General features: G+C 53.6%; 25 protein-coding genes. 16 read left to right on the plus strand and 9 right to left on the minus strand.

The genetic code is table 11. The features are described from left to right. Positions 1-53 precede the first annotated feature (53 nt). Positions 54-1,061, plus strand: coding sequence for a tRNA dihydrouridine(20/20a) synthase DusA (gene dusA, locus EX31_RS11865; RefSeq protein WP_037034955.1), 1,008 nt, complete (start codon positions 54-56; stop codon positions 1,059-1,061). A 192-nt stretch (positions 1,062-1,253) separates the two neighbouring features. Continuing rightward, positions 1,254-1,490, plus strand: coding sequence for an envelope stress response protein PspG (pspG, locus tag EX31_RS11870; RefSeq protein WP_013577365.1), 237 nt, complete (start codon positions 1,254-1,256; stop codon positions 1,488-1,490). Positions 1,491-1,886: 396 nt separating this feature from the next. On the opposite strand, the gene EX31_RS11875 is transcribed toward pspG, so the two are convergent. Then, on the minus strand, positions 1,887-2,870 hold the full coding sequence (locus EX31_RS11875) for a quinone oxidoreductase (RefSeq protein WP_037034957.1): 984 nt from the start codon (positions 2,868-2,870) through the stop codon (positions 1,887-1,889). 182 nt (positions 2,871-3,052) lie between these two features. Here EX31_RS11875 and dnaB point away from each other — a divergent pair, with 182 nt between their 5' ends. Together dnaB and alr are read left to right on the plus strand one after the other, a co-directional pair. Then, positions 3,053-4,459 carry a replicative DNA helicase gene (dnaB, locus tag EX31_RS11880; RefSeq protein WP_013577363.1) on the plus strand — a complete coding sequence of 469 codons (1,407 nt, stop codon included), beginning with the start codon at positions 3,053-3,055 and terminating at the stop codon, positions 4,457-4,459. Between the two features lie 172 nt (positions 4,460-4,631). Then, entirely contained in the window at positions 4,632-5,711 is a 1,080-nt protein-coding gene (gene alr, locus EX31_RS11885) for an alanine racemase (protein WP_037034958.1), read from the plus strand. A 3-nt stretch (positions 5,712-5,714) separates the two neighbouring features. Here the strand turns inward: alr and EX31_RS11890 are convergent, their stop codons facing one another. Then, positions 5,715-6,494 carry a transporter substrate-binding domain-containing protein gene (locus tag EX31_RS11890; RefSeq protein ID WP_037034959.1) on the minus strand — a complete coding sequence of 260 codons (780 nt, stop codon included), beginning with the start codon at positions 6,492-6,494 and terminating at the stop codon, positions 5,715-5,717. Between the two features lie 134 nt (positions 6,495-6,628). Here EX31_RS11890 and EX31_RS11895 point away from each other — a divergent pair, with 134 nt between their 5' ends. Next, positions 6,629-7,093, plus strand: a complete 465-nt coding sequence (locus EX31_RS11895) for an Lrp/AsnC family transcriptional regulator (RefSeq protein WP_013577360.1) — start codon at positions 6,629-6,631, stop codon at positions 7,091-7,093. Between the two features lie 245 nt (positions 7,094-7,338). Next, positions 7,339-7,971: a YitT family protein gene (locus tag EX31_RS11900; protein WP_013577359.1), complete on the plus strand. Its 633-nt coding sequence runs from the start codon at positions 7,339-7,341 to the stop codon at positions 7,969-7,971. Positions 7,972-8,032: 61 nt separating this feature from the next. Here EX31_RS11900 and EX31_RS11905 read toward each other — a convergent pair whose 3' ends face one another. Then, entirely contained in the window at positions 8,033-8,782 is a 750-nt protein-coding gene (locus tag EX31_RS11905) for a 3-oxoacyl-ACP reductase family protein (protein WP_037034960.1), read from the minus strand. A 225-nt stretch (positions 8,783-9,007) separates the two neighbouring features. Here EX31_RS11905 and EX31_RS11910 point away from each other — a divergent pair, with 225 nt between their 5' ends. Then, on the plus strand, positions 9,008-10,201 hold the full coding sequence (locus EX31_RS11910) for an amino acid aminotransferase (protein WP_037035117.1): 1,194 nt from the start codon (positions 9,008-9,010) through the stop codon (positions 10,199-10,201). 103 nt (positions 10,202-10,304) lie between these two features. Here EX31_RS11910 and EX31_RS11915 read toward each other — a convergent pair whose 3' ends face one another. Then, entirely contained in the window at positions 10,305-11,090 is a 786-nt protein-coding gene (locus EX31_RS11915; RefSeq protein WP_013577356.1) for a DeoR/GlpR family DNA-binding transcription regulator, read from the minus strand. Positions 11,091-11,126: 36 nt separating this feature from the next. Then, positions 11,127-12,023, minus strand: a complete 897-nt coding sequence (locus EX31_RS11920) for a sugar kinase (RefSeq protein ID WP_037034961.1) — start codon at positions 12,021-12,023, stop codon at positions 11,127-11,129. A gap of 172 nt (positions 12,024-12,195) precedes the next feature. Between EX31_RS11920 and yihU the strand changes: the two genes are divergently transcribed. The 7 genes from yihU to EX31_RS11955 all read left to right on the plus strand — a co-directional run bounded on the left by yihU (position 12,196) and on the right by EX31_RS11955 (position 20,639). Beyond that, the gene (yihU, locus tag EX31_RS11925; protein ID WP_037034962.1) at positions 12,196-13,092 is read left to right on the plus strand and encodes a sulfolactaldehyde 3-reductase; all 897 of its coding nucleotides are present in this window, start codon (positions 12,196-12,198) and stop codon (positions 13,090-13,092) included. Positions 13,093-13,114: 22 nt separating this feature from the next. Further along, a complete protein-coding gene (yihT, locus tag EX31_RS11930) occupies positions 13,115-13,993 on the plus strand; it encodes a sulfofructosephosphate aldolase (protein WP_037034963.1) in 879 nt (292 codons plus the stop codon). 15 nt (positions 13,994-14,008) lie between these two features. Next, entirely contained in the window at positions 14,009-15,250 is a 1,242-nt protein-coding gene (yihS, locus tag EX31_RS11935) for a sulfoquinovose isomerase (RefSeq protein ID WP_037034964.1), read from the plus strand. Between the two features lie 17 nt (positions 15,251-15,267). Then, a complete protein-coding gene (locus tag EX31_RS11940; RefSeq protein WP_037034965.1) occupies positions 15,268-17,304 on the plus strand; it encodes an alpha-glucosidase in 2,037 nt (678 codons plus the stop codon). A 56-nt stretch (positions 17,305-17,360) separates the two neighbouring features. Continuing rightward, the gene (locus EX31_RS11945; protein ID WP_037034968.1) at positions 17,361-18,746 is read left to right on the plus strand and encodes an MFS transporter; all 1,386 of its coding nucleotides are present in this window, start codon (positions 17,361-17,363) and stop codon (positions 18,744-18,746) included. Positions 18,747-18,792: 46 nt separating this feature from the next. Next, positions 18,793-20,208 carry an MFS transporter gene (locus EX31_RS11950; protein ID WP_037034970.1) on the plus strand — a complete coding sequence of 472 codons (1,416 nt, stop codon included), beginning with the start codon at positions 18,793-18,795 and terminating at the stop codon, positions 20,206-20,208. 77 nt (positions 20,209-20,285) lie between these two features. After that, the gene (locus EX31_RS11955; RefSeq protein ID WP_013577348.1) at positions 20,286-20,639 is read left to right on the plus strand and encodes an MmcQ/YjbR family DNA-binding protein; all 354 of its coding nucleotides are present in this window, start codon (positions 20,286-20,288) and stop codon (positions 20,637-20,639) included. Here EX31_RS11955 and EX31_RS11960 read toward each other — a convergent pair. Beyond that, positions 20,621-21,541: a pyridoxamine 5'-phosphate oxidase family protein gene (locus EX31_RS11960; RefSeq protein WP_037034972.1), complete on the minus strand. Its 921-nt coding sequence runs from the start codon at positions 21,539-21,541 to the stop codon at positions 20,621-20,623. The two genes, EX31_RS11955 and EX31_RS11960, sit on opposite strands and share 19 nt — an antisense overlap. A gap of 6 nt (positions 21,542-21,547) precedes the next feature. Then, positions 21,548-22,168, minus strand: coding sequence for a glutathione S-transferase (locus tag EX31_RS11965; protein ID WP_037034973.1), 621 nt, complete (start codon positions 22,166-22,168; stop codon positions 21,548-21,550). 101 nt (positions 22,169-22,269) lie between these two features. On the opposite strand from EX31_RS11965, the gene EX31_RS11970 reads away from it, so the two are divergent. Together EX31_RS11970 and EX31_RS11975 are read left to right on the plus strand one after the other, a co-directional pair. Next, complete coding sequence (locus EX31_RS11970) at positions 22,270-23,187, plus strand: LysR family transcriptional regulator (protein WP_013577345.1); 918 nt, start codon at positions 22,270-22,272, stop codon at positions 23,185-23,187. Positions 23,188-23,302: 115 nt separating this feature from the next. Further along, a complete protein-coding gene (locus tag EX31_RS11975; RefSeq protein ID WP_037034974.1) occupies positions 23,303-24,484 on the plus strand; it encodes an esterase in 1,182 nt (393 codons plus the stop codon). Between the two features lie 63 nt (positions 24,485-24,547). Here the strand turns inward: EX31_RS11975 and EX31_RS11980 are convergent, their stop codons facing one another. Then, positions 24,548-25,180 carry an HNH endonuclease family protein gene (locus tag EX31_RS11980; RefSeq protein ID WP_037034975.1) on the minus strand — a complete coding sequence of 211 codons (633 nt, stop codon included), beginning with the start codon at positions 25,178-25,180 and terminating at the stop codon, positions 24,548-24,550. Then, complete coding sequence (locus EX31_RS11985) at positions 25,167-26,507, minus strand: AAA family ATPase (protein WP_037034976.1); 1,341 nt, start codon at positions 26,505-26,507, stop codon at positions 25,167-25,169. Before EX31_RS11985 ends, EX31_RS11980 begins: the two co-directional genes overlap by 14 nt. Between the last annotated feature and the right edge of the window lie 14 nt (positions 26,508-26,521).

The following is a 26,521-nucleotide window of genomic DNA, read 5'->3' on the forward strand; positions in this document are numbered from 1 at the left end:
CGTCACGAACCCCTTCAGCGAATGTCAGGCCGATGTCAGAAACTCAACACGTAATGCCCCAGACCACTCCCTTTTCCGCCCAGCGTTTTTCCGTTGCGCCGATGCTTGACTGGACCGATCGCCACTGCCGTCATTTTCACCGGCTGATGACCGGCCAGACGTTGCTGTATACCGAAATGGTCACGACCGGCGCCATTATTCACGGCAAAGGGGATTATCTCGGGTTTGGCGATGCAGAACATCCGGTGTCTTTGCAGCTTGGTGGCAGCAATCCGGCTGATCTGGCGCATTGCGCAAAACTGGCGGAAGAACGTGGTTATGACGAAATTAACCTCAACGTCGGTTGCCCGTCAGATCGCGTGCAGAACGGCATGTTTGGTGCCTGTCTGATGGGTCAGGCGTCGCTGGTGGCTGACTGCATCAAAGCCATGCGCGACGTAGTCTCAATTCCGGTCACGGTTAAAACGCGAATCGGTATTGACGATCAGGACAGCTACGAATTTCTGTGTGATTTCATCCGTCAGGTTTCAGAAAACGGCGGTTGCGACACCTTCATTATTCATGCACGTAAAGCCTGGCTTTCGGGCCTCAGTCCGAAAGAAAATCGTGAAATTCCGCCGCTGGATTATCCGCGCGTATATCAGCTCAAGCGAGATTTTCCGCACCTGACCATGGCAATTAACGGCGGTATCAAAACCCTCGAAGAAGCCAAAACGCACCTGCAATATATGGATGGCGTGATGGTGGGGCGTGAGGCTTACCAGAATCCGGGCCTGTTGCTGAATGTGGATCGCGAGCTGTTCGGCTCTGATGCGCCGCTGAAAACCGGGCCGGATATTATCCGCGCGCTGTATCCGTATATCGAAGCGGAACTGAGCAAAGGTACTTACCTCGGCCACATTACCCGCCATATTCTTGGTCTGTTCCAGGGTGTGCCGGGCGCGCGTCAGTTCCGTCGTCATCTGAGTGAGAATGCGCATAAAGCCGGCGCGGGCATCGATGTGGTCGAACAGGCGTTGCAGATGGTTGCTCAGCCGCAGGAAGTGGTGGCACAGGCATAAAAACAGGGTGAGTAAAATCGCTATCTGTTAGTCAAATTTACTATCTTTTCGCAGGCCATTCGTGCCTGCGAATTATTTTTTCCTTATCATTCAATCAATTATTTATCCCATCACACTGGCATGTTTCTTGTAATGGTTAATGCGTGTTTGGACGCTACGTCTTATCGCACATGGCTTATTAAGGAGCACCCGATGCTGGAAATTCTCTTCGTGCTTGGTTTTTTCTTTATGCTGATGCTGACCGGCATTTCTTTACTGGGTATGGTTGCGGCGCTGGTCGTGGCATTTGCTCTGATGATGTTGGGTGGGTTTTTGGCGATTGTTGTAAAAATGTTGCCGTGGCTGCTTTTGGCCGTGCTTGCGGTCTGGATTTACCGGACATTTTTCCGGCCTGATGAGCCAAAATACCGTCGCCGTCGCTTGCCGTAATAACAGCTTCACTTTATCGGTTTCCGTAACTGCATGAAATGATGGGGATTGCTGACCGTATTCTGAGCGCAAAAAAATGTAACCGTTGCAGTGATAACTTTTGCTTATGTGCTAGCGATCACAAGCTAGGTCAGAATGTGCGGTCAAAATGCATAAATCATATTTTTTAACATGGGTGACTGTTAGGATGGAATTCATTGGCAGCCAGCAGGCTGTAAACCGAATTCATCAAGTCCGCTGAGGCACACAATAGTCGCTTAAGTGACATCGCCCTGTGGATTTACCCGGCAGTACCCTACAGCAGTACCCGTCTGAAATCAGAGGTCGTCTGAGTCAGGCAGTAAAAAAGGCTTTCACAACTGTGAAAGCCTTTTTTGCATTGGTTCAGGGAAACTTTTATGGGATGAGTAAACTTGAACCCTGTGTCACGCGGCTTTCCAGCGTTTCATGCGCGCGTTTTGCCTCGGACAGTGGGAATTTCTGCGCGTCACTGACATCCACTTTTATCGCGCCACTGGCGATCATTGAGAACAGCTCGCTGCTCGCCTCCAGCAGTTCTTTACGGTTAGTCACGTAGCCATTCAGGGAAGGGCGCGTCACAAACAGCGAACCTTTTTGATTGAGTATCGCCAGATCCACACCTTTTACCGGGCCGGACGCATTGCCGAAACTGACCAGTAAACCGCGACGTTTCAGGCTGTTTAACGATTTTTCAAAGGTATCTTTGCCGACGGAATCGTAAACCACACCGACTTTTTCGCCGTTCGTCAGTTCCGCCACGCGGGTCGCGATATCTTCTTTCTGGTAGTTAATGGTTTCCCATGCACCGGCCTGTCTGGCGCGTTCGGCTTTTTCATCAGAGCCCACGGTGCCAATCAGTTTTACACCCAGCGCTTTCGCCCACTGGCAGGCAATCAGGCCTACGCCACCGGCTGCGGCATGGAAAAGAATGGTTTCACCGGCCTGTACTTCATGGGTTTTGCGCAGTAAATAATAAACTGTCAGCCCTTTAAGGAAGGAGGCTGCGGCCTGTTCAAAGCTTATCGCGTCCGGCAAAAGGGCGATTTTTTCCTGTGGTACGTTATGGAATTCGCTGTAAGCACCGGGCGCGGATTGTGCGTAAACCACACGATCGCCAGGTTTGATGTCCGTTACGCCACTACCGACTTTACTGACTATGCCCGCCGCTTCCGTGCCTAAACCCGCCGGAAAACTGGCTGGTGCGTACAGACCGCTGCGCACATAAGTATCGATATAGTTGATACCGATGGCTTTATTCTCGACCTGGACTTCGTCTGCCCGCGGATCTTGTGGCTGATAATCAACGTATTGCAGAACGTCCGGGGTGCCTGTTTCAGAAAACTGGATGCGCTTTGCCATGTTTTTTCCTCGTGATGGAGTCTGATTTCAACCCTAGGCTAAATGTCAGGGACAATCCAGATTTTCGGCACTAAGGGTTAATACCCTTTTGAAATGGTTTATACTGTCGCGCGAGTCAGGCTCCGATTTTTGGAAACCCGACGCTCATAAAACAGGCGCTTAGAGCAGGAAATAATCCACAGATGGCAGCAAAAAAACCGACCAATCAACAGAACGAAAACCGCGATCGCCAGATGGAAGGGTTGAAACTTCCGCCGCATTCGCTGGAAGCTGAACAATCCGTTCTGGGCGGGCTGATGCTGGATAACGAACGCTGGGATAATGTGGCCGAACGGGTGGTCAGCAATGACTTCTTCAGCCGCCCGCACCGCCTGATTTTTACCGAAATGCAGCGTTTGCTGGAAATGAGCAAACCAATCGACTTGATCACGCTTTCCGAATCGCTGGAACAGAAAGGCGATCTGGATTCCGTCGGCGGTTTTGCGTATCTGGCAGAGCTCTCTAAAAACACCCCCAGTGCGGCGAACATCGGCGCTTACGCTGACATTGTGCGCGAACGTGCTGTTGTCCGGGAAATGATCTCCGTCGCCAATGAAATTGCCGACGCGGGCTATGATCCGCAAGGTCGCAGCAGCGAAGACCTGCTGGACTTAGCCGAATCCCGCGTATTCCAGATCGCCGAAAGCCGCGCCAGTAAAGACGAAGGTCCAAAAAGTATCGACCGTATTCTGGAAAGCACGGTCTCCCGTATCGAAGAGCTGTTCCAGCGCCCGCATGACGGCGTAACCGGCGTTTCAACCGGCTATGCTGACCTCGACAAGAAAACCGCAGGCTTGCAAAAATCCGACCTGATCATTGTGGCGGCGCGTCCGTCGATGGGTAAAACCACTTTTGCGATGAACCTCGCAGAAAATGCCGCGATGATGCAGGATAAACCGGTCTTAATCTTCAGCCTTGAGATGCCCGGCGACCAGATCATGATGCGTATGCTGGCGTCGCTTTCGCGCGTCGACCAGACCAAAATCCGTACCGGCCAGCTCGATGATGAAGACTGGGCACGTATTTCCAGCACCATGGGGATTCTGCTCGAAAAACGTAACATGTATATCGATGATTCGTCCGGCCTGACGCCAACCGAAGTCCGTTCGCGCGCCCGACGCATCTTCCGTGAGCACGGCGGCCTGAGCCTGATCATGATCGACTACCTCCAGCTGATGCGCGTTCCGGCGCTGTCCGATAACCGTACGCTGGAAATTGCCGAAATCTCCCGCTCGCTCAAAGCGCTGGCGAAAGAATTACAGGTACCGGTGGTGGCGCTGTCGCAGCTGAACCGAAGCCTGGAGCAACGTGCGGATAAACGCCCGGTCAACTCCGACTTACGTGAATCCGGCTCCATCGAGCAGGACGCCGACTTGATCATGTTCATCTATCGTGACGAGGTTTATCACGATAACAGTGAAGAAAAAGGCATCGCGCAAATCATCCTCGGTAAGCAACGTAACGGCCCGATAGGTACCGTCCGCCTGACCTTTAACGGTCAGTGGTCGCGGTTTGATAACTATGGCGGCCCGCAATACGACGAAGACTAGTGCGGAGCTAGCTTACTTGCCATTTTGAACCCGGGCAGTGCTCAAAATCCTCACGTACTTTGTGTACGCTCCGGTTTTTCCGCGCTGGCCGTGTCCAAACTGGCCGCGACGCTGACGCCCCTAAGCATTAGCGGTTAGGTTAACACTCTCAAATTCATGCAAAGGACTCAAAATGAAAGCGGCTACGGCTGTCATTGATCGCCGCGCTCTGCGACACAATCTGCAACGGGTGCGTCATCTGGCGCCACAAAGTCGTCTGGTTGCGGTAGTGAAAGCAAACGCTTATGGGCACGGTCTGCTGGAGACGGTGCATAGTTTGCAGGATGCCGATTATTACGGCGTTTCCCGGCTTAGCGAAGCGCTGATGCTGCGTAAAGCCGGTGTGGTAAAACCCATCCTCCTGCTCGAAGGCTTTTTCTCCGCCAGCGAATTACCGTTGCTGATTGAACATCAGCTTGATACCGCTGTTCACAGCCTCGAACAGCTTGATGCGCTGGAAAGTGCTGACCTTGCGCGTCCGCTGAATGTCTGGCTGAAAATCGACACCGGTATGCACCGGTTGGGCGTTCATCCGGCACAGGCCGATGCATTTTATCAGCGTCTGAGTGCCTGCAAAAACGTGGTTCAGCCGGTCAATATGATGAGCCATTTCTGCCGCGCGGACGAACCGGAAAGCGACGCCACACCGAAACAGCTGAACTGTTTTAATGAATTTGCCGAAGGCAAGCCGGGACAAAAATCTATTGCGGCTTCCGGCGGTATTTTGTTGTGGCCGGAATCGCATATGAACCTGGTTCGCCCCGGCATTATTTTGTACGGCGTATCGCCGATGGAAACCGGTACAGCCAGCGATTTTGGGCTGCAACCGGCAATGACACTGACTTCCAGCCTGATCGCCGTGCGTGAACATATTGCCGGTGAGCCGGTCGGTTATGGCAGTACCTGGGTCAGCAACCGTGATACCCGCCTGGGCGTGGTGGCGATGGGGTATGGCGACGGTTATCCGCGCAGTGCGCCGAACGGCACGCCGGTTTTGGTCAATGGTCGGGAAGTGCCGGTTGCCGGGCGTGTGTCGATGGATATGATCACTGTCGATTTAGGGCCAGATGCGACCGATAAGGTCGGCGATGAAGTGATTTTCTGGGGTGGAAAATTACCGGTTGAGCGCATTGCGCAGGCAACCGGTATCAGTGCTTATGAGCTGATTACCCAGCTCAGCGAGCGCGTTGCCCGCGTTTATATTGGCGACTAAGTCTTACTTTTTCACGGCCAGCCACTGGCTGACGATCTTCTGATATTCACCAGTGGCTTTGCTCAGGTGCAGCCACTGGTCGACATACATCTTCCAGCTCACGTCATCACGCGGCAGCATGTAAGCCTTTTCGCCATATTGCAGCGGCTTCTTCGGGTTTACAGCACAGAGTTTCGGGTAATGTTTCTGCTGAAACAGCGCTTCCGAAGCATCCGTAATCATTACATCCGCTTTCTTATCCACCAGTTTCTGGAAGATGGTCACGTTATCGCTCAGGGTCAGCGTGCCTTTTGGCAGATGGCTGTGTACGAAGGCTTCATTGGTACCGCCTGCCGGTTCAATCAGGCGCACGGAGGCACGGTTTAACTGCTCAACCGTCTGGTACTGACGCACATTTTCGCAGCGCACCAGGGGGATTTTGCCGTCCTGATCCAGTACGTTGGCAAACCAGGCTTTTTGCTGGCGTTTCAGCGTGACCGAAATCCCGCCCATCGCGATATCACAATGCCCTGCGCTCATTTCGTCCGGCAGAGATTTCCAGGTGACCGGTACCCAGTTCACTTTCACATCCAGACTCGCCGCCAGCGATTCCGCCATTGCAATATCAATGCCTTCATACTCACCGTTTTCTTTCAAGAATGTATACGGTTTATAGTCGCCGGTGGTGCAGACATTCAGCGAGCCTTTCTGTAATACGCGTTCAAGGCGTGAAGATGCCGGCTCTGCTATTGCGAGACCGGGCAAAACTGACAGCAAAACGAGAGAGTAGAATACTTTTTTCATTATTTTTTCCTTGCGTTTAAATCATGCGCAAGTATAAGAAAAAACGGCCGAAAAGTATTTATAACTGGTTATAGTGGGAATGTTTTTTGCAATAAGAATCCACATGTAAAAATTAAAGCGACAGGAACACTGCCATGTACAGCATTGATGATTACGATCTGAAAATTCTGACCTTATTACAAACCAACGGAAGACTGACTAACCAGGAACTAAGCGAGCTGGTCGGACTGTCAGCATCACAGTGTTCACGCCGCCGGATTGGTCTGGAACAGGCACAACTCATTCTCGGTTATCATGCCCGTCTGGCACCGGAAGCCCTCGACTTAGGCATGATTGGTCTGATTGAAGTCAGGCTTATCAATCATTTGCCCGCACAGGTCGATGCATTTCACAGCATGCTGGGCGAAGTCGATTCCATTATTGATGCCTATAAAACCACTGGCGATGCGGATTATTTGCTGAAAGTTGCGGTGAAAGATTTAGCCGGTTTAAGCATGTTGATCAGCCAAATTCTGTCAGTCCATAAAAGTGTCGCCCACGTAAAAACATCGGTAGTGCTTAACCGTTTAAAAGAAAACGGCTTATTGACGCTGAGCTGAGAAAAATAAGGGCGTATTTCAGGTGCACTGTTTGGGTGATTTATTTTGGTGCAGACTCACTTTAATGGTGCAATATTTTGAATTAATATGCGTGATCTGTGCATGTAAAGAATAATTAACGCGTCATAAAATCTTATTTTCGATTTTTAATGCAAATTCTATGCGTGAATATTGCCTTAACTCTCCATCTCATTAATTATCTCAAAATCAGTCTTTAGTATTATTATTTTGAGGTACAGGGAATTATGGCAAGTGTAGACGACATCAAACAGCCGGTTGAGCAGCCACGCATCGGGCACACGCTGGTTGAAGATGCGCTGGCGATCATTATCGGTACGCTGATGGTCTCTTTTGGTGTGGTGATGTTGCGTCAGGTCGGCGCACTGACCGGCGGCACGGCGGGAATGGCGTTTCTGGCGCATTACGTAACGCAGGTATCGTTCGGTACGGCCTTTTTTATCATCAACTTACCTTTTTATTACCTCTCTTTTCGTCGCATGGGTTTGCAGTTCACACTGAAAACTTTTGCTGCTGTCGCGCTGGTTTCCGTGTTTTCTGATTTGCATCCGCTGTTTGTTCATTTCGATCATCTTCAGCCGTTTTACGCCACGCTGTTTGCCAATGTGATTATGGGCATCGGCTTCATTGTGCTGTTCCGCCACAAAGCCAGTCTGGGTGGCGTGAACATTCTGGCGCTGTTCCTGCAGGACAAATACGGCATCCGAGCCGGTAAACTGCAAATGGGTGTGGACTGCTGCATCGTGCTGGCATCGCTGTTTGTGGTCAGCCTTGAAATGCTGATTGCTTCGGTGCTGGGCGCGGTGATCGTCAACCTGATCATTGCGATGAATCACCGTCCGGGGCGCTACAGCGTCTGACGAAATGGATAAAAAAATGGCGCAGGGAGCTGCGCCATTTTTATGAATGAACCGGCAAGTGTTACGCGCCGAAACCGCCGTCAATCGTCAGATTTGCGCCGGTGATATACCCCGCTTCAGGGCCGGAAAGATAGGCCACAAAGCTGGCGATTTCGCTGTCTTTGCCGTAGCGGTTGAGTGCCATAAATGAACGCATGCCGTCAGCCATTTCGCCGTCGGCCGGATTCATATCGGTATCGACCGGACCGGGTTGTACGTTGTTCACGGTAATGCCGCGCGGGCCCAAATCCCGTGCCAGGCCTTTGGTCAGGCCGACGATGGCGGATTTGCTCATGGCGTACACCGCGCCTCCCTGGAACGGCATACGGTCGGCGTTGACGCTGCCGATGGTGATGATGCGGCCGCCGTCAGGCATGTGACGCGCCGCCTGCTGGCTGGCGACAAACACGCTTCGTACATTAATGGCGATGGTACGGTCGAAATCATCCATCGTCAGCACATCGATTTCGCCGAACGCCAGCACACCGGCGTTATTCACCAGAATATCGATTTTACCGAACGTTTTCGCCGCGTTGTCGATTGCAGTACGGACGCTGCTTTCATCGGCGCTGTCGGCTTTTATCGCCAGCGCTTTGCCGCCGCTGGCTTCAATGGTTTTCACCAGCGCCTGCGCTTTTTCTTCAGAAGAAACGTAGGTGAAGGCCACGCTGGCGCCTTCTCGGGCCAGACGCTGAACGATGGCGGCACCGATGCCGCGTGAACCGCCCTGAACGAAAGCGGCTTTACCTTGCAGTGAGTGTTGAGTTGTCATTGGTTTGCTCCGGGAAGAATGAGATGTCCATTTGATCGTAGTTGATGTGAGCGGATCAGCATCTCAGGCGAACGGACGGTTTGATACGCAATGAGTGCCCGAAAATCGACAACATAGTTGTCATCTTTTTTAACGAACTTTGATAGTCTGTGAAACAGTTGCGATGCGCCGGGTTGCCGGATGTGGATCGCAGCGCCACTTAACCAAACCAAGGAGATGTATACCGTGTTCCAACATGTCGATGCCTATGCCGGTGACCCGATTTTGTCGCTGATGGAAAGCTTCAAGACCGATCCGAGACAAGATAAGGTAAACCTGAGCATCGGTCTTTATTACGACGAGCAGGGTATTATTCCGCAACTGGCGGCGGTGGAAAATGCAGAGCAACAACTGAACGCCGGGCCACAGGCCGCGTCAGTCTATCTGCCAATGGAAGGTCTGCCCGCATACCGCGCAGGCATTCAGGAATTGCTGTTTGGTGCCGATCATCCGGCGCTGAAACAACAGCGTATTGCGACCATTCAGACCGTCGGCGGTTCCGGCGCACTGAAAGTCGGTGCTGATTTCCTGAAGTTTTATTTCCCGAATTCAGAAGTTTACGTGAGCGACCCGACCTGGGAAAACCACGTGGCTATCTTTGCAGGCGCAGGCTTCAAAGTGCATACCTATCCGTACTTTGACCCGGAGACGCTGGGGGTAAATTTCCCGGCGATGATTGACCGCCTGAAAACCTTGCCAGCGCAAAGCATTGTGCTGCTGCACCCTTGCTGCCACAACCCGACCGGTTCTGACCTGACGCCAGCGCAGTGGGATCAGGTGATTGAAATCACCAAACAGCGTGAGCTGATCCCGTTCCTCGACATCGCTTATCAGGGCTTTGGTGCGGGCATTGACGATGACGCTTACGCCATCCGGGCGATGGCTGCGGCAGGTGTGAACTGCTTCGTCAGCAACTCCTTCTCAAAAATCTTCTCCCTGTACGGCGAACGCGTCGGTGGTCTGTCTGTGGTCTGTGAAGACAGCGATGCGGCGGGACGTGTACTGGGGCAACTGAAAGCCACCGTGCGCCGTAACTACTCCAGCCCGCCAAGCTTCGGCGCAAAAGTAGTGGCGAAAGTCCTGAGCGACAGCGCGCTGAATGCCCAGTGGAAAGCCGAAGTCGAGAAAATGCGTACCCGTATTCTCGAAATGCGCCACACGCTGGTCGACAGCCTGAAAACCGCCTTGCCGGGCCGTAATTTTGACTACCTGCTGCAACAGCGCGGGATGTTCAGCTACACCGGTTTCAGCGAAGCGCAGGTTGTCCGTCTGCGTGAAGAATTTGGCGTTTACCTGATACTCAGCGGCCGCGTCTGCATGGCCGGTCTGAATCACCACAATGTGAAGCAAGTGGCTGAGGCTTTCGCCGCGGTTCAGTAAATCCCCGTCATACTTCGGGCTGCGTGAGCTTACCGCCTTCCCGCAACCCGAATTATTTAGGGGATAAGATGTTGATTAAGGCCGACAGAAATGTCGGCCTTTTTTATTCCGCGGTACTGACTTTTATCACTTCGACCTGATGGTTTTTCAGCACCTTGAGCAATCCGGCGGGCGGAAGTTCGTCGGTGAACAGCGCCGTGGCCTGTGAGACATTGCCGATTTCGACCGCCGCTGAGGCATGATATTTGGTGTGGTCAGCAGCCAGCAGGATATGGCGTGAATGCGCCATCATGGTTTTCACCACGCTGGCCTCGTTGACATCGAATTCCAGCAGGGCACCGTCGCTTTCAATTGCGCCGACGCTGGTCACCAGATAGTCGGCTCGAAAGCCGGCGACAAAAGCCGTGGCAGCCGGGCCGATAATGCCACCATTATGCGGGCGCAGCGTGCCGCCAGGCACCATCACCTCAAAGCGCGGGTTCTTATACAAAATATGCGCGACGCGCAGACAATTGGTGATAATCCGCAACCGGTTATGATTGAGCAGTGAATGCGCGACCTGCTCGACTGTGGTGCCAATGGTGATAAACACCGTTGAGCCGTCGGGGATGTAATCGGCGATGGATTCCGCAATGGCTTTTTTCTCTTCCGTCCAGGAAATCTCACGTTGCTCAAAGGCGGTATTGACCACACTTGAGGCCCGCCCCGCGCCACCGTGATGGCGCGTGATCAGCCCCTGATCGCTGAGTTTGCGGATATCGCGGCGGGCGGTTTGGGTCGAGACATCCAGTAACGCCGCCAGTTCTTCAATGTTCATGTAACCACGCTCGGCAATCAATGCGAGCAGTTGATCGTGGCGCGGATTACCGGTCAGTTCAGTAAGACTCATGGATACATCCTTTAAAATGAGCGTCTGAGTCGTATTCTATACAGAAAGTGACAAAAAAGACCGGACCTGATCACAGTCAGGTATCCCCGCACGGCCCCCCGGCCGGGTACATTTCAGTGCAGCAACACCGCTGGCAAAGCGCACGGCTTCGGCGGGCGACGCTCCCTGGGCCAGACTGACCGCCAGTGCGCCGTGAAAAACATCCCCTGCGCCGGTGGTGTCCACTACGTTGACGGCAAAACCCGGCTGATGATGCAGACGGTCATTTTCCAGCCAGAGACAACCTTGCCCGCCCTGCGTGACATACACATGACCATTTGTGAGCGTTTTGGCGTCAACTAACGCAGCACCGGCGTCCTTATTTCCGGTCAGCCGCTGCAAACCGGGTGCGGAAAAGGCGCTGTGGTCGCTTAACGCCACCAGTTCGGCGATATCCTGTGGCGTCACATCGGCATCCAGCACGGTGAGCACACCGGCCTGGCGCGCCAGGGTAAACGCCTGCTTCGCGCCGTCATGCCAGCGCACATCAGCCAGCACCACATCCCACTGGGAAAAGTCGATGGCTTGTAACCACGTGGCGGAAACGGGTAAATCCGGGCTGGGATAATTGATGATGATCCGCTCACCTTTGTTGTCCACCAGAATGGCGGATTGCGAAGAACGGGCCTGCTCAACGCGACGGACATAGCGGGTATTTACCCCCAGGGATTCCAGCTCCGCGAGCAGCCGGTTGCCGGTATCGTCATCGCCCACGCGACCAATAAAGTCCACCTGTGCGCCCAGTCTGGCCGCCGCCACCGCAGCCGTGGCCGCCGGACCGCCACCCACTTCATGATATTTTTCAGCGACATACTTCCCTCCTTCCGCAGGCAGTTCTTCAACGTAATAGATCCGGTCCATCACGGTAATTCCGACACAGGCGATACGAATCATGGCTATTCCTTAAGCGTGTTTTGATGGGGTTATTTTAATTTAGCGAATTGTTAAAAAAGTGATGGCTGTCAATTTTTTGACCTTAAATTACAAATACGATCAAAAAACGACAAACACAGACACCGCTGATTATCAAAAAGTGACATGCCTGATCAGCACAAAGGAGAGACGGATGGCAAACGTGGCATTTATTGGTCTGGGGCAAATGGGCGCTCCGATGGCGGCCAATCTGATTAAACAGGGACACCGGTTAGCGGTGTTCGACCTCAACCCGCAGACGGTTAACTCACTGATACGGCAGGGGGCAACGGGCAGCAAGAGCGCGGCAGAAGCGGCGGCGGGCGCAGAATTTGTCATTACTATGCTGCCCAACGGCGATCTGGTAAGTGAGGTTTTATTTGGCCGTGATGGTATTTGCGAAACCCTGAGCCCGTCCGCGCTGGTTATTGATATGTCGACTATCCATCCGTTACAGACCGACAAGCTGATTGCGCAGATGCATGAAAAAGGTTTCAGCATGATGGATGTGCCGGTGGGCAGAACCTCTGATCACGCAGTGGCCGGTACCTTACTGCTACTGGCAGGCGGCACGGCAGAACAGGTTGAGCGCGCGAGGCCAGTGTTGATGGCGATGGGCTCGGAGCTGATTAATGCGGGCGGGCCGGGCAAAGGTATCCGCGTCAAGCTGATCAATAACTACATGAGTATCGCCCTGAATGCGCTCTCCGCCGAAGCCGCCGTGCTGTGCGAAGCGCTGGATCTCTCTTTTGATGTGGCGCTGCAGGTAATGAGCGGCACCCCGGCCGGAAAAGGTCACTTCACCACCTCGTGGCCGAACAAAGTGCTGAAAGGCGATTTGTCACCGGCCTTCATGATTGACCTCGCCCATAAAGACCTCGGTATCGCGCTGGACGTCGCTAATCAGCTACATGTGCCGATGCCGCTCGGTGCGGCTTCCCGCGAAGTGTACAACCAGGCGCGTGCCGCCGGGCGCGGGCGTCAGGACTGGACCGCCATTCTTGAGCAGGTGCGCACCAGCGCCGGTCTGGCTCAGAAAACACATCCGTAACGCATTAACCAAGGAAAGTTAAATGACTCATTACAGCCTTAACGATATCACCCGTCCGTCCGGCGGCTTCGCCATGCTGGCGGTCGATCAGCGGGAAGCGATGCGCTTAATGTTCATGGCCGCAGGCGCAAAAGCCCCGGTCGCCGATCAGGTGCTGACTGATTTTAAAGTCAATGCCGCGCGGATTTTATCGCCGTACGCCTCCGCGATTCTGGTCGATCAGCAGTTCTGTTACCGCCAGATTGTTGAGCAACAGGCCATCGCGAAAAGCTGCGCCATGATTGTCGCGGCTGACGAATTTATTCCGGGCAACGGCATTCCGGTGGACAGCGTGGTGATCGATAAAAGTGTGGATCCGCAACAGGTCCGGGAAAACGGCGGTAAGGCGCTGAAATTACTGGTGCTGTGGCGCAGCGATGAAGATCCGCAGCAACGTCTGGCGATGGTGAAAGCCTTCAATCAACGCTGCCATGCACACGGGCTGCTGAGCATTATCGAGCCGGTGGTCAGGCCGCCGCGCCGTGGCGATAAATTTGACCGCGAACAGGCGATTATCGATGCCGCAAAAGAACTCGGCGACAGCGGCGCTGATCTTTATAAAGTCGAAATGCCACTCAGCGGACGCGGTACGCAGGCTGAACTGCTACGTGCATCGCAACACCTCAATGAACATATTCATATGCCGTGGGTGATCCTCTCCTCCGGCGTTGATGAAAAACTCTTCCCGCGCGCGGTCAGCGTCGCCATGACGGCGGGCGCGTCCGGTTTCCTCGCAGGCCGTGCGGTCTGGTCATCCGTGGTCGGTTTACCTGATACCGAACTCATGCTCAGGGATGTTTCCGCGCCGAAATTACAGCGTCTGGGCGACATTGTGGACGAGATGATGGCGCGCCGCCGCTAACGAAAGGAGTGGAAAATGAAATGGTTTAACACGTTGAGCCACCATCGCTGGCTTGAGCAGGAAACCGACCGGATCTTCGATTTTGGCAAAAATGCCGCTGTGGCCACCGGCTTTGGCTGGCTGGGCAATAACGGCCAGGTCCGGGCAGAGATGGGCACCCATTTGTGGATCACTGCCCGCATGCTGCACGTCTATTCCGTTGCCGCAGGCATGGGGCGTCCCGGTGCGTATGCGCTGGTGGATCACGGCATTCGTGCCCTCAATGGCGCGCTGGCGGATAAACAATACGGCGGCTGGTACGCCTGCGTAAATGATGAAGGCGTGGTGGATGCCTCGAAACAAGGTTATCAGCATTTCTTTGTTTTGCTGGGCGCCGCCAGCGCGGTCACCACCGGCCATCCTGAGGCCGGAGCGTTACTCGATCAGGCCATCGGCGTGATCGAAAAGTATTTCTGGAGTGAAGACGAACAGATGTGTCTCGAGTCGTGGGATGAAGCGTTCAGCGAAACCGAAGCCTATCGCGGCGGCAATGCGAATATGCACGCCGTCGAAGCTTTCCTGATTGTTTATGACGTCACGCACGAACGCAAATGGCTGGATCGCGCACTGAGAATTGCCTCGGTCATTATTCATGACGTCGCCCGGCCTGGCGAGTATCGCGTTAATGAACATTTCGATACGCAGTGGAACCCGATCCGCGATTACAACAAAGATAATCCGGCGCACCGTTTCCGCGCTTACGGCGGCACGCCGGGGCATTGGATCGAATGGGGACGGCTGATGCTGCATCTGCATGCCGCGCTGGAAGCCCGTTTTGAAACGCCACCAGCCTGGTTGCTGGAAGATGCCAAAGGGCTGTTCCACGCCACCCTCCGCGATGCCTGGGCACCGGATGGCGCAGACGGTTTTGTTTATTCCGTTGACTGGGACGGGAAACCCATCGTGCGTGAACGCGTGCGCTGGCCGGTTGTTGAGGCAATGGGCACCGCGTATGCACTGCACTGCGTGACCGGTGAGGCGCAATACGAAACCTGGTATCAGACCTGGTGGGATTACTGCGTGAAATACCTGATGGACTACGAAAATGGTTCGTGGTGGCAGGAGCTGGACACTGACAACAACGTCACCACCAAAGTCTGGGACGGCAAACAGGATATTTATCATCTGCTGCACTGTCTGGTGATCCCGCGTCTGCCGCTGGCACCTGGGCTGGCGCCTGCCGTGGCTGCGGGTCTGCTGGACGTTAATGCAAAATAAAAATCACGGAGACCATCATGAGTACCCTACAAAATAAAAATACTCAGATTGAATTTATCGCCGGTAATAACGAATTTTCGCTGATTTATCAGCAGCGTCTGATTTTACGTCATACCGCGCAAGCGCCTTGTTTGTGGATTGGCGGCGGCGAAGCGGATATCGATATGTTTCGCGGTAATTTCAGTATTAAAGATCGTCTGAATGAAAAGGTCGCCCTGACAGACGTTAAGATCACTGCGCAACCCGCGGGATGGCACTTACATTTCAGCCGTGGCAATACGCTCAGCGCCACGCTGGTTATCACCACCGATGATAACGGGCGTTTACAGCTCAACCTGCAAAATGATAACCGCGCACATAACCGCATCTGGCTGCGGCTGGCAGCGCAACCGCAAGATCATATTTACGGCTGCGGTGAACAATTCTCTTACTTTGATTTGCGCGGCAAACCTTTCCCGCTGTGGACCAGCGAGCAGGGCGTCGGGCGCAACAAACAAACCTATGTGACCTGGCAGGCCGACTGCAAAGAGAACGCAGGCGGCGACTATTACTGGACGTTCTTCCCCCAGCCGACCTTTGTCAGCACGCAGAAGGTTTACTGCCATGTTGAAAACAGCGGTTATATGAATTTCGATTTCAGCGCGCCGGACTACCACGAACTGGCCTTCTGGGAAGATAGCGCCACGCTGCGTTTTGAATGCGCCGACGACTATATCAGCCTGCTGGAAAAACTCACTGCGCTGTTGGGCCGCCAGCCGGAATTACCGGACTGGGTATACGACGGCGTGACGCTGGGTATTCAGGGCGGCACGGAAGTCTGCCAGCAGAAACTCGACGTGATGCGCGAAGGCGGCGTGAAGGTCAACGGCATCTGGGCGCAGGACTGGTCCGGTATCCGCATGACCTCATTCGGCAAACGCGTGATGTGGAACTGGAAGTGGAACAGTGAGCTGTATCCGCAACTCGACCAGCGTATTCCTCAGTGGAAAGAAGAGGGCGTGCAGTTCCTTTCTTACATCAATCCGTATGTCGCCAGCGATCGGGATTTGTGTGCCGAAGCCTCAAAAAAAGGCTATCTGACCAAAGATGCCACGGGGGGCGATTATCACGTCGAGTTCGGCGAGTTTTACGCAGGCGTGGTCGATCTGACCAATCCTGCTGCCTATGACTGGTTCAAAAACGTCATCAAAAAGAACCTGATTGAACTGGGATGTGGCGGCTGGATGGCGGATTTCGGTGAATATCTGCCAACCGATACTTTCCTGCACAACGGCGTCAGTGCGGAAATCATGCATAACGCCTGGCCCGCACTGTGGGCGAAATGTAACTACGAAGCCTTGCAGGAAACCGGCAAGCTCGGCGAGGTGCTGTTCTTTATGCGCGCCGGTTACACCGGCAGCCAGAAATATTCGACGATGATGTGGGCGGGTGATCAGAACGTTGACTGGAGCCTGGACGACGGGCTGGCCTCGGTGATCCCGGCGGCCTTGTCGCTGGCAATGAGCGGCCACGGTCTGCATCACAGCGATATTGGCGGTTACACCACGCTGTTCGAGATGAAACGCAGCAAAGAACTGCTGCTGCGCTGGTGCGATTTCAGCGCCTTCACCCCGATGATGCGCACTCACGAAGGCAACCGTCCGGGCGATAACTGGCAGTTTGACGGCGACGCGGAAACCATTGCGCATTTCGCCCGCATGACCGGCGTGTTCACTCATCTCAAACCGTATATCCGGCAGGCCGTGCAACAAAACAGTCAGCGCGGTTTACCGGTGATGCGTCCGTTGTTCCTGCATTACGAAGACGATGCCCGCACGTATGCCCTGAAATATCAGTACCTGTTTGGCCGCGATCTGCTGGTGGCACCGGTGCATGAAGAAGGGCGCAGCGACTGGTCGCTGTATCTGCCGCAGGATACGTGGATCAACGCCTGGACCGGGGAAACGCATCACGGCGGCGATATTACGGTGGCCGCGCCGTTAGGACAGCCGCCGGTCTTTTATCGTGCAGACAGCGAGTGGGCAGCGCTGTTCGGTGCATTACGTCACCTCTGATAAGGCTTGCCCGCCGGGGGGGAATACATCGCCCCGGCGGGTGAAGGAGAATAATAATGAGTCAGACAACATCGGAAAACCCCGCGACCCTGCGCCTGCCTTTCAGGGAGAAACTGGCCTACGGCATGGGGGATTTAGGCTCCAATATCCTGCTCGATATTGGCACGCTGTACCTGCTGAAATTTTACACTGACGTGCTCGGCCTGCCGGGGACTTACGGCGGCATTATCTTTTTGATCGCCAAATTCTTTACCGCATTTACCGATATGGGCACCGGCATCATGCTGGATTCGCGCCGTAAGATCGGGCCAAAGGGCAAATTCCGCCCCTTCGTATTGTACGCCGCGTTTCCGGTGACGTTGCTGGCCGTCGCCAATTTCGTCGGCACACCGTTTGAGATCACCGGTAAAACCGTCGTGGCAACACTGTTGTTTATGTTGTACGGGCTGTTTTTCAGCATGATGAATTGCTCGTATGGCGCGATGGTGCCTGATATCACCAAAAACCCGGACGAGCGGGCGTCACTCGCGGCATGGCGGCAGGGTGGTGCTACGCTGGGGCTGTTGTTGTGTACCGTTGGATTTGTGCCGGTGATGAATCTGCTCGAAGGCAGTTCGCAGCGCAGTTATATCTTTGCGGCGACGCTGTTCTCGCTGGTGGGCTTGTTGTTTATGTGGCTGTGTTATGCCGGGGTGAAAGAGCGTTATGTCGAGGCGCAGCCCGCCAGTGATACGCAAAAACCGGGGCTGTTGCCGTCATTCCGGGCGATTGCCGGTAACCGTCCGCTGTTCATTCTGTGCATCGCCAATCTCTGCACGCTGGGGGCGTTTAACGTCAAACTGGCGATTCAGGTGTATTACACACAGTACGTGCTGAATGACCCGATCCTGCTCTCTTATATGGGTTTTTTCAGCATGGGATGCATTTTCATTGGCGTGTTCCTGATGCCTGCCGCCGTCCGGCGATTCGGTAAGAAAAAAGTCTATATCGGCGGTCTGACGCTGTGGATTGTCGGCGACATCCTTAACTACTTCTATGGCAGCGGCTCGGTCAGCTTTGTCGCGTTCTCCTGTCTGGCGTTCTTCGGATCGGCGTTCGTCAATAGCCTGAACTGGGCGCTGGTGTCCGACACGGTGGAATACGGCGAGTGGCGCACCGGCGTGCGTTCGGAAGGCACGGTCTACACCGGTTTCACCTTCTTTCGCAAAGTTTCACAGGCACTGGCGGGGTTCTTCCCCGGCCTGATGCTGACGCAAATCGGCTATGTGCCTAACGTGGTGCAGTCGGCGCACACGCAGGAAGGGCTGCGCCAGTTGATCTTCATTTATCCCTGTGCGCTGGCGGCAATCACCATCGTGGCGATGGGCTGTTTCTATAACCTCAACGAGAAAATGTACGTGCGCATCGTTGCGGAAATTGAGCAGCGTAAGCAGACGGCATAATGCATTCACTGTAACAGCGCCCTGCGGGGCGCTTTGAGGATCGCCTATGAAGGATTGTCATCACCCTGATCCGCTGACGTTGCGTGAGAAGTGCGCCTATGGAATGGGCGATTTTGGCTCGAACCTGATGTTATGTATCGGGACGCTGTATCTCCTGAAGTTTTATACCGATGAACTGGGCATGCCGGCGTTTTATGGCGGCATCATCTTCCTGGTGGCGAAGTTTTTCACCGCTTTCACCGATATGCTGACGGGCGTGTTACTTGATTCCCGCCGTCATATTGGTGCGCGGGGTAAGTTCAGACCGTTCATTTTGTATGCCTCCGTCCCGGTAGGGCTGATCGCGACGGCGCAGTTTATGGCGAATGATTTTGGCCTGCCGGTGAAAACGGCACTCGCCACCGTACTGTTTATGTTGTTCGGCTTGTTCTACAGCCTGATGAATTGTTCATACGGCGCGATGGTGCCCGCTATCACCAAAAATCCCCATGAACGGGCGCAGCTTGCCGCGTGGCGCCAGGGCGGTGCCACGCTCGGATTATTGTTGTGTACCGTCGGGTTTATGCCGGTACAGGCGTTGTTCGGCAATTCCCCTTCGGTGGGGTATTTCTCCGCTGCCCTGATTTTCGCCACCTGCGGCATTCTGTGTATGGGCTGGTGCTATCGCGGCGTCAGGGAACGTTACGTTGAACTCACGCCTGCGGGACATAAATCCGGCATCCTGCGGTCGTTTCGCGCCATATTTCGTAATCCGCCGTTGCTGGTACTGTGCCTCGCCAATCTGTGTACGCTGGCGGCGTTTAACATCAAACTGGCGATCCAGGTGTATTACACGCAGTACGTGCTTAATGATATTCATCTGTTGTCGTGGATGGGGTTTTTCAGCATGGGCTGCATTCTGGTCGGTGTCTTTCTGGTGCCGGGTTGCGTGAAACGCTTTGGCAAAAAACAGGTGTACCTGGGGGGATTACTGTTATGGGCAACCGGCGATATGCTTAATTTCCTGTGGGGAAACAGCTCGTTAAGCTTTGTGCTGTTTTCCTGCATGGCATTTTTTGGCACCGCATTTGTCAACAGCCTGAACTGGGCGCTGGTGCCAGATACCGTGGATTACGGCGAATGGAAAACCGGTATTCGTGCCGAAGGCTCGGTGTATACCGGTTATACCTTTTCACGGAAAATATCTGCCGCGCTTGCCGGGTTCCTGCCGGGAATTATGCTGACTCAAATCGGTTATATCCCGAATGTGGTGCAGGGCAGCGCGACCTTACTCGGTTTGCGTCAGCTGATCTTTATCTGGCCCTGTGCACTGGCTATCAGTGCGGCGATCATTATGGGCGTATTTTACAAACTCAATGAGGAACGCTTTGCCAGAATCATTGAGGAAATCGGTGCGCGCAAAAAAGGGGAGATTTCAGATCCGGTCACCGGCAAAGAAAAGACGTCTGTGTTAAGCCTGTAAATCGTTCAGGTTTGCTATGGTTAACCGAGGGCACTTTCGTGCTACGTAGCCATCACGTTACAAGGAGAAACCCAAACATGACCAGTTCGGAATTGCTGACCTATTGCATGGGAAAACCCGGTGCGGAGCAAAGTGTTGAAAATCAGCGCGGTGCAAATCAGGTAAAAGTGGGCGACGCGATGTTTGCCATGGTGTGTGAAATTGATGGCCGCGAGGCTATTTCGCTGAAAACCAGCCCTGAACTGGCAGAGCAATTACGGGCAGCACATCCGGATATTGTGCCGGGAGATCATCTCAACAAAGCGCACTGGAATACCGTGTTCCTCGACGGCTCGCTGCCCGATTCACAGTTTTATTATCTGATTGATGATTCCTACCAGTTGGTGGTATCCGGTCTGCCGGAGGCGGTGCGTCAGGAAATTGGCCGCTGATTATCCGGCCAGTTGCCACTGCTGAGGGTTGCAGGAGAGAAGTCCGCCACCTCTGCCCGCCACGGCAGTGCGCCGCGAAAGCGCCACACGCGGGTGATGTCCAGACTCCAGTAACGTTCTGCGCCTGCTGGCCCGGGAATATCCTCCGGCTGCCAGTGGATTAGCGTGTGTCCCTGAAGATGCAGCAGGTCACCGTTTTCGAAATCGATAAACAGCAGCGCTGCACGCGGTTCTGCCAGCAAATTCCCCAGCGTATTCATATAACGGTTGCCGCGAAAATCAGGCACCCACAAGCGGTTTCCCACCAGATGCGCAAATCCCGGCTGGCCGCCGCGATGCGACACATCGGCACCGCCGTGCGCGTGGCTGGCGATAAAAAACGTATCGGCGCGGGCAATCAGTGCGCGGGCGTCAGCATCCGGTTCGGTCATATCCTCCCGCGCAGCCAGCGGCAAACTGACGGGCACATCGGCCAGTTTGCGTATCTGGATATACTGCGGACAATTACCAAAACTTTGATCGACGACGATCTCAATGCGGTTTTTATCCATGCGCCCGATCCTGCCGTTCACGCGGTTACGCCGCCGGTTGGAAAAATCGATCCCCAGCCCGCCAATCTGTTTCCCCGGCTGTAAAGCGGCCAGGGCCGGATCGTCCGCCCGTCGCGGCGCATTTATCCGCAAATGGATGTCATCCGGCGTACTGATAAACCCGGCGGGGCCGGTCAGCAGAGTTGCCACCGGCCAGCCGTTTTCGTCCAGTGTTGAGATAAACAGATACGGCAGCGCGGCGAAAAAAAGCCGGTGCTGTTCCGGCATCGCATCGCGGATGCCGTGTGCGGAAACATCAAACCCTGCCATGTCCTGTGCCAGGATTTCGTCTGCATGGAAAGGATTGTTCATCGCGTTTTACCCCGCCATTTCAGGCAGTGGCAACGCCGGAAGTGGCGTAAAGCCCGGCAGGCTTTCCACCCGTTTCAGCCAGCGGCGAATCGCCGGGTAATCCGCCAGTGAAACGCCGCCTTCCGGTGCCGTCGCCACATAGCTGTAACAGGCCAGATCGGCAATCGTTGCCCGCTCCGTCGCCAGAAACTCGCGGCTTTCCAGATGCTGTTCAAGCTGTGGCAGAAACTTTGCTGTCACGGCCAGCGCGCTTTCATAAGATTCCGGGGCCGCGAACTGTTTCACCATACGGGCAGATGCCGGGCCGTAACGCACTTCACCGGCGGCGCGGGACAACCATTTTTGCACCTCAGCGGCCTGCACCGGATCTTCCGGCAACCAGTGGCTGTCGGGCGCGTAACGTTTCACCAGATACACCAGAATCGCATTGCTGTCGGTGACAACGAGTTCGCCGTCGGTCAGCACCGGCACCTGCTGCAGCGGATTTAACTGCGCGAATTCGGCGGTTTGACGAATGTCTTTGCCGCCGTCTTTGTTCTCAAAGGGCAGGCTGAGCATGTTCAGCAACAGAGTTACGCGGTGGCAATGGCCGGAAAGCGGTGTGCTGTAAAGTTGAATGGCTGGCATGGAATGTCTCCTTTATGGGTCTGGCGTCAAGATTACTCTTGCATCAAATGATTGGGATCCACGAAGATTGAAATTGAGCGTTTCACCTGGTGGAAGAATCTATGGACCGTTTAGACGAAATGGCGATTTTTGTCGCTGTACTTCAGTATGGCAGCCTGGCGGAAGCTGCCCGTAAACTTCACCGTTCTCCTCCGGCGATCACCCGCGCCATTGCCTCGCTGGAACACCGTTTCGGCGCAAGGCTGGTCGAGCGCACCACGCGCAGTCTGGCGCCAACAGAAGCAGGCGCACGGCTGGCGGAAAAAGCGCGACTGCTGCTCAGCCAGTATCAGAACGCGGTAGAAGATACCGCGGAAACCCAGCTCAGCGGCCTGCTGCGCATCACCGCACCGGTACAGTTTGGTCGTAAACACGTCGCGCCGCTGGTGATGGAATTTCTGGCGCAACATCCTGATATGCAAATCGAAATGATGTTAAATGACCGTAATCTGGATCTGATTGACGAAGGGTTAGATCTGGCGGTGCGCATCGGTCATCAGGAAGATTCAGGCAAAGTCGCCCGTAAGGTTGCGCAAGTCACCCGCGTTCTGGTCGCCAGTCCGGCGTATCTGGCGCAGCATGGCGAACCACAGCATCCGTCGGAACTCGCTTCTCATCAGACGGTGATGGGCACGCTGCGTACCCAAATCCGTGAATGGCGTTTCGGGCCGAATGAGGACGATTTGCGCGTGCGGCTGTCGCCACGTTTGCTTTCCAACGATGTGGAATCGCAACTGCTGGCGGTGCGCAGCGGGCAGGGGATCGCACGGTTATTGTCGTATCAGGTCAGGGATGATGTGCAGGCAGGCCGTATGGTGCGGCTGCTGAAGGATTTCGAACCTTTGCCGTTGCCGGTACAACTGGTGGCGCAGCAGGTACAGCAAATGCCACGCAAGGTACGGACTTTCTGGGATTTTGCTTATCAGCGGCTGAGTGCACTGCCGCAGCTTCATGCTTTAGATGCATCTTCGGAACAGTGACGCCGATCACGCTCGCGGGCGGTAAAAATAACCTACTCTGAGAGTTGTGCAAAAACAGTGAGTTACTTGAGGACAGGTTGTCCGTTTGCTCACGCCAACCCAGAAGGAAAGGATGATGACCCGTAACCGGCTGAATCTTGCCACGCTTTTGATTCTGGCGCTCAGCGCGCCGTTCCCGCTGACCGTCTCTGCGCAAAGCTTGCCGCAGGATCCTGATGCGTCGGTGCCTGCCAAAAATTACATCACGGCGGTGAATCCTGATTTAACCATCACTTACCGGCTGTATGCGCCGACTGCCGAACATGTCGATGTGGTGACCGGTGCCACGCCGGTGACCTACATTCCGCATCAGATGACCAAGGACGATAAAGGTGTCTGGAGCTGGACATCGGGTGCACAGAAGCCTGATCTGTATGAATATTTCTTCAACGTGGATGGCTTGAGGATTGCCGATCCGGGCAGTGCAATGCCCAAGCCACAGCGTCAGGTGAATACCAGTTTGATCCTGGTGCCCGGCAGTATTCTTGATGTGAAAAACGTGCCGCACGGCGAAGTCCGCACGCTGACCTATCATTCCGCCGCGCTGAATTCCGAGCGTCAGGTCGCGGTGTGGACGCCACCGGGTTACACCGATGCTTCACAGCCGTTGCCGGTGCTGTATTTCTATCACGGCTTTGGCGACACCGGTCGCTCGGCGCTGGATCAGGGGCGCATTCCGCAAATCATGGATAACCTGCTGGCGGAGAAAAAAATCGTGCCGATGCTGGTGGTCATTCCGGATACCGAAACCGACGCCAAAGGTGTGGTGCCGGAAGATTACGTCACCAAAGATCGCCGCAAAGAGTTTTATCCGCGCAATGCTGCCGCCGCAGATAAAGAGCTGACCGGTGATATTATCCCGCTGATTTCTAAAACCTTCCGTGTGCGTGATGACGCAACCGGACGCGCGCTGGCCGGGCTTTCACAAGGCGGTTATCAGACGCTGGTCAGTGGCATGACGCATCTCGACCAGTTTGGCTGGCTGGCGACACTCAGCGGTGTCAGCACCACCACCGTACCCAATGCGGATGTGGCGAAACGCTTCGCTGAACCGGAAAAAATCAATGCACAGCTGAAAAACTTCACCGTGGTTGTCGGCGAGAAAGATGTGGTAACAGGGAAGGACATTGCCGGATTGAAAACCGAGCTGGAAGAGAAAAAGATTAAATTCGATTACCACGAATTCCCGAATCTCGGCCATGAAATGGACGTCTGGCGCCCGGCCTATGCGGAGTTTGTGCAGAAGATATTTAAGTAACATATGAACAACGTCGCGGAAGTGGCGTTGTTTATACTTATCCAAATCAGCTTAATGAGGTATTCAGGCCGTGATCCATTGTCTTAAAATATTAACCATTACGGGGGAGAATGCCTCAAGATGACCGTCCGCGGGTGCTGAGATATCTTCTATAACCGCTCGCAAAAGATCATCGTCCTCCAGCCCTGCCTCCGCATCGAGACCATTTTTCAGCATCAATGTACTGACTAACTGTTTTCGCTTTTCAATCAGGGCACGATTATTTTTTTCGGTATCGCCTAAGTTAAGAACGCGGATTGTTTCTTCAGCGCGTGCGCTTAAGCCTTCTATTCGCCCACTAATTTTAAAACGAAACTCAGTTTCACACTCGTTCATAAAAGGTGTCAGTGGCAGAGGCTGAGCGGCATGTGAGTCGTCACATTGATTGAGCGCCGTACAGCTGGCCACGATATTTGTGTAATCCAGACTGCGGTGGGGTGCCAATTTTCGAGCCTCAACGTGCTCATTCATGCAGTCATCATTCTGACCGGTAATTGCCTGACAACAATACGCACAGATATAAAACTGTTCACGCACACAGTAAAAGCGAATATCAACTCTTTCCCGGTTTGTCAGTCCGGTGTAATTGCCCGCAGGATTTGCGGCTTTCCAATCGGTTAGACTGGGTGGCTCCATTCCTTTATCAACTTTCCTCACGGCGTAACTCCTGTTTACGCAGCAACAATCTTGCCCTGATTAATTCTATATTTGACGCAGGGAGTACGGTCTCAAGTTCGTTAATAATTGATCTGGCCGCGTCGATTTTTTTGTCATGAATTGCATCTAATAAGTCGTTCAAACGTATGTTGATGTGGTTATTGCGGATATCAGTGTCCATGACATCTAACAGAACAGAGTTGGCATCTTGTCCGTATTGGGTTGAGACTTCTTTACTTTGGCCATTCTCTAAGGAGTAAACCAATACATCTTTGTAATCGCGGATCACCAAAGGGGAGTGCGTTGATAAAATGAACTGACAATTTGGAAACGTTGAAGTTAAGCGCTCTATTAAACTGCGTTGCCATTGCGGATGAAGGTGCATATCCACTTCATCAATTAAAATAATTCCATCACCTGATAACGGATTGTTTGAAGCAGGATTCATAATTGCTAAGCGTCGTGCAATATCTCCCACCAATGCCATCAGAGACTTCTCACCCTGTGACAGTTGTGAAACGCTTAACGTCTCGCCCTGTTTATCAATGGTCATATGCAGTCGGGGTTTACGCCTTACCCGAATATTTGTAAAACCTGGCATGAAGTGATGGATAGCAGAACGTACGGCCGTTAATTGCTTGTCTTTGGCTGCATCACGAAGTTCGTTAAGTTTCACGATAGATGCATGATTTTCACCAATAATTTTGGTCATTGCTTCAAAAGATTCTTCAGTAAACCCCCGCTCATTTTCAGAATCTTCGCGTTCGCGAAACCACTCAAAGAAGCGCCTGAAGTCTACTCCCTGACTCAACGAATTATCGTATCCATCAAGTTGAGTAAAGGTATGTTTTTCTCTGATTTTAAGTGGGATATCCAGGACTGCCCGTTCAACAGGGTAGAACGCTATCAGTGGCAGTGCAGTTTTGTCATTATCTGAAAGCTTGGTCCTGTAGATATCAGTTAATGCAGACAAAGAACTCAAATGTGTTTGAAATACAGCTTTTCGCCCTGCACGGGTTTTGGCTATTGCCCATGTAAAAGATTTTCCAACGTGCGCGTCGAGGACTTCGAGTTCAATGGATGCCGAATTTTGTCCATTAAGGATGACATCTTCCGAAACAGGGCTTCCATTGCCCTTTTCCGAACGAATGCGTGAGATAAACCAGCTCAACGATGTCGCTATAGATTTAAGTAATGAGGTTTTTCCTGCCCCATTGTTACCGACAAAAACGGTCGTATTGCCAGTACAATTCTCAGTTGGTGATAGCGCTATTTCCAAATCCTCAAAACGACCAACGTTAATCAGACGAATGTTTTTAATTTCCATAACGCTACCCTTTA

Source organism: Rahnella sp. WP5, from assembly GCF_000745615.1.
GTDB lineage: Bacteria > Pseudomonadota > Gammaproteobacteria > Enterobacterales > Enterobacteriaceae > Rahnella > Rahnella aceris.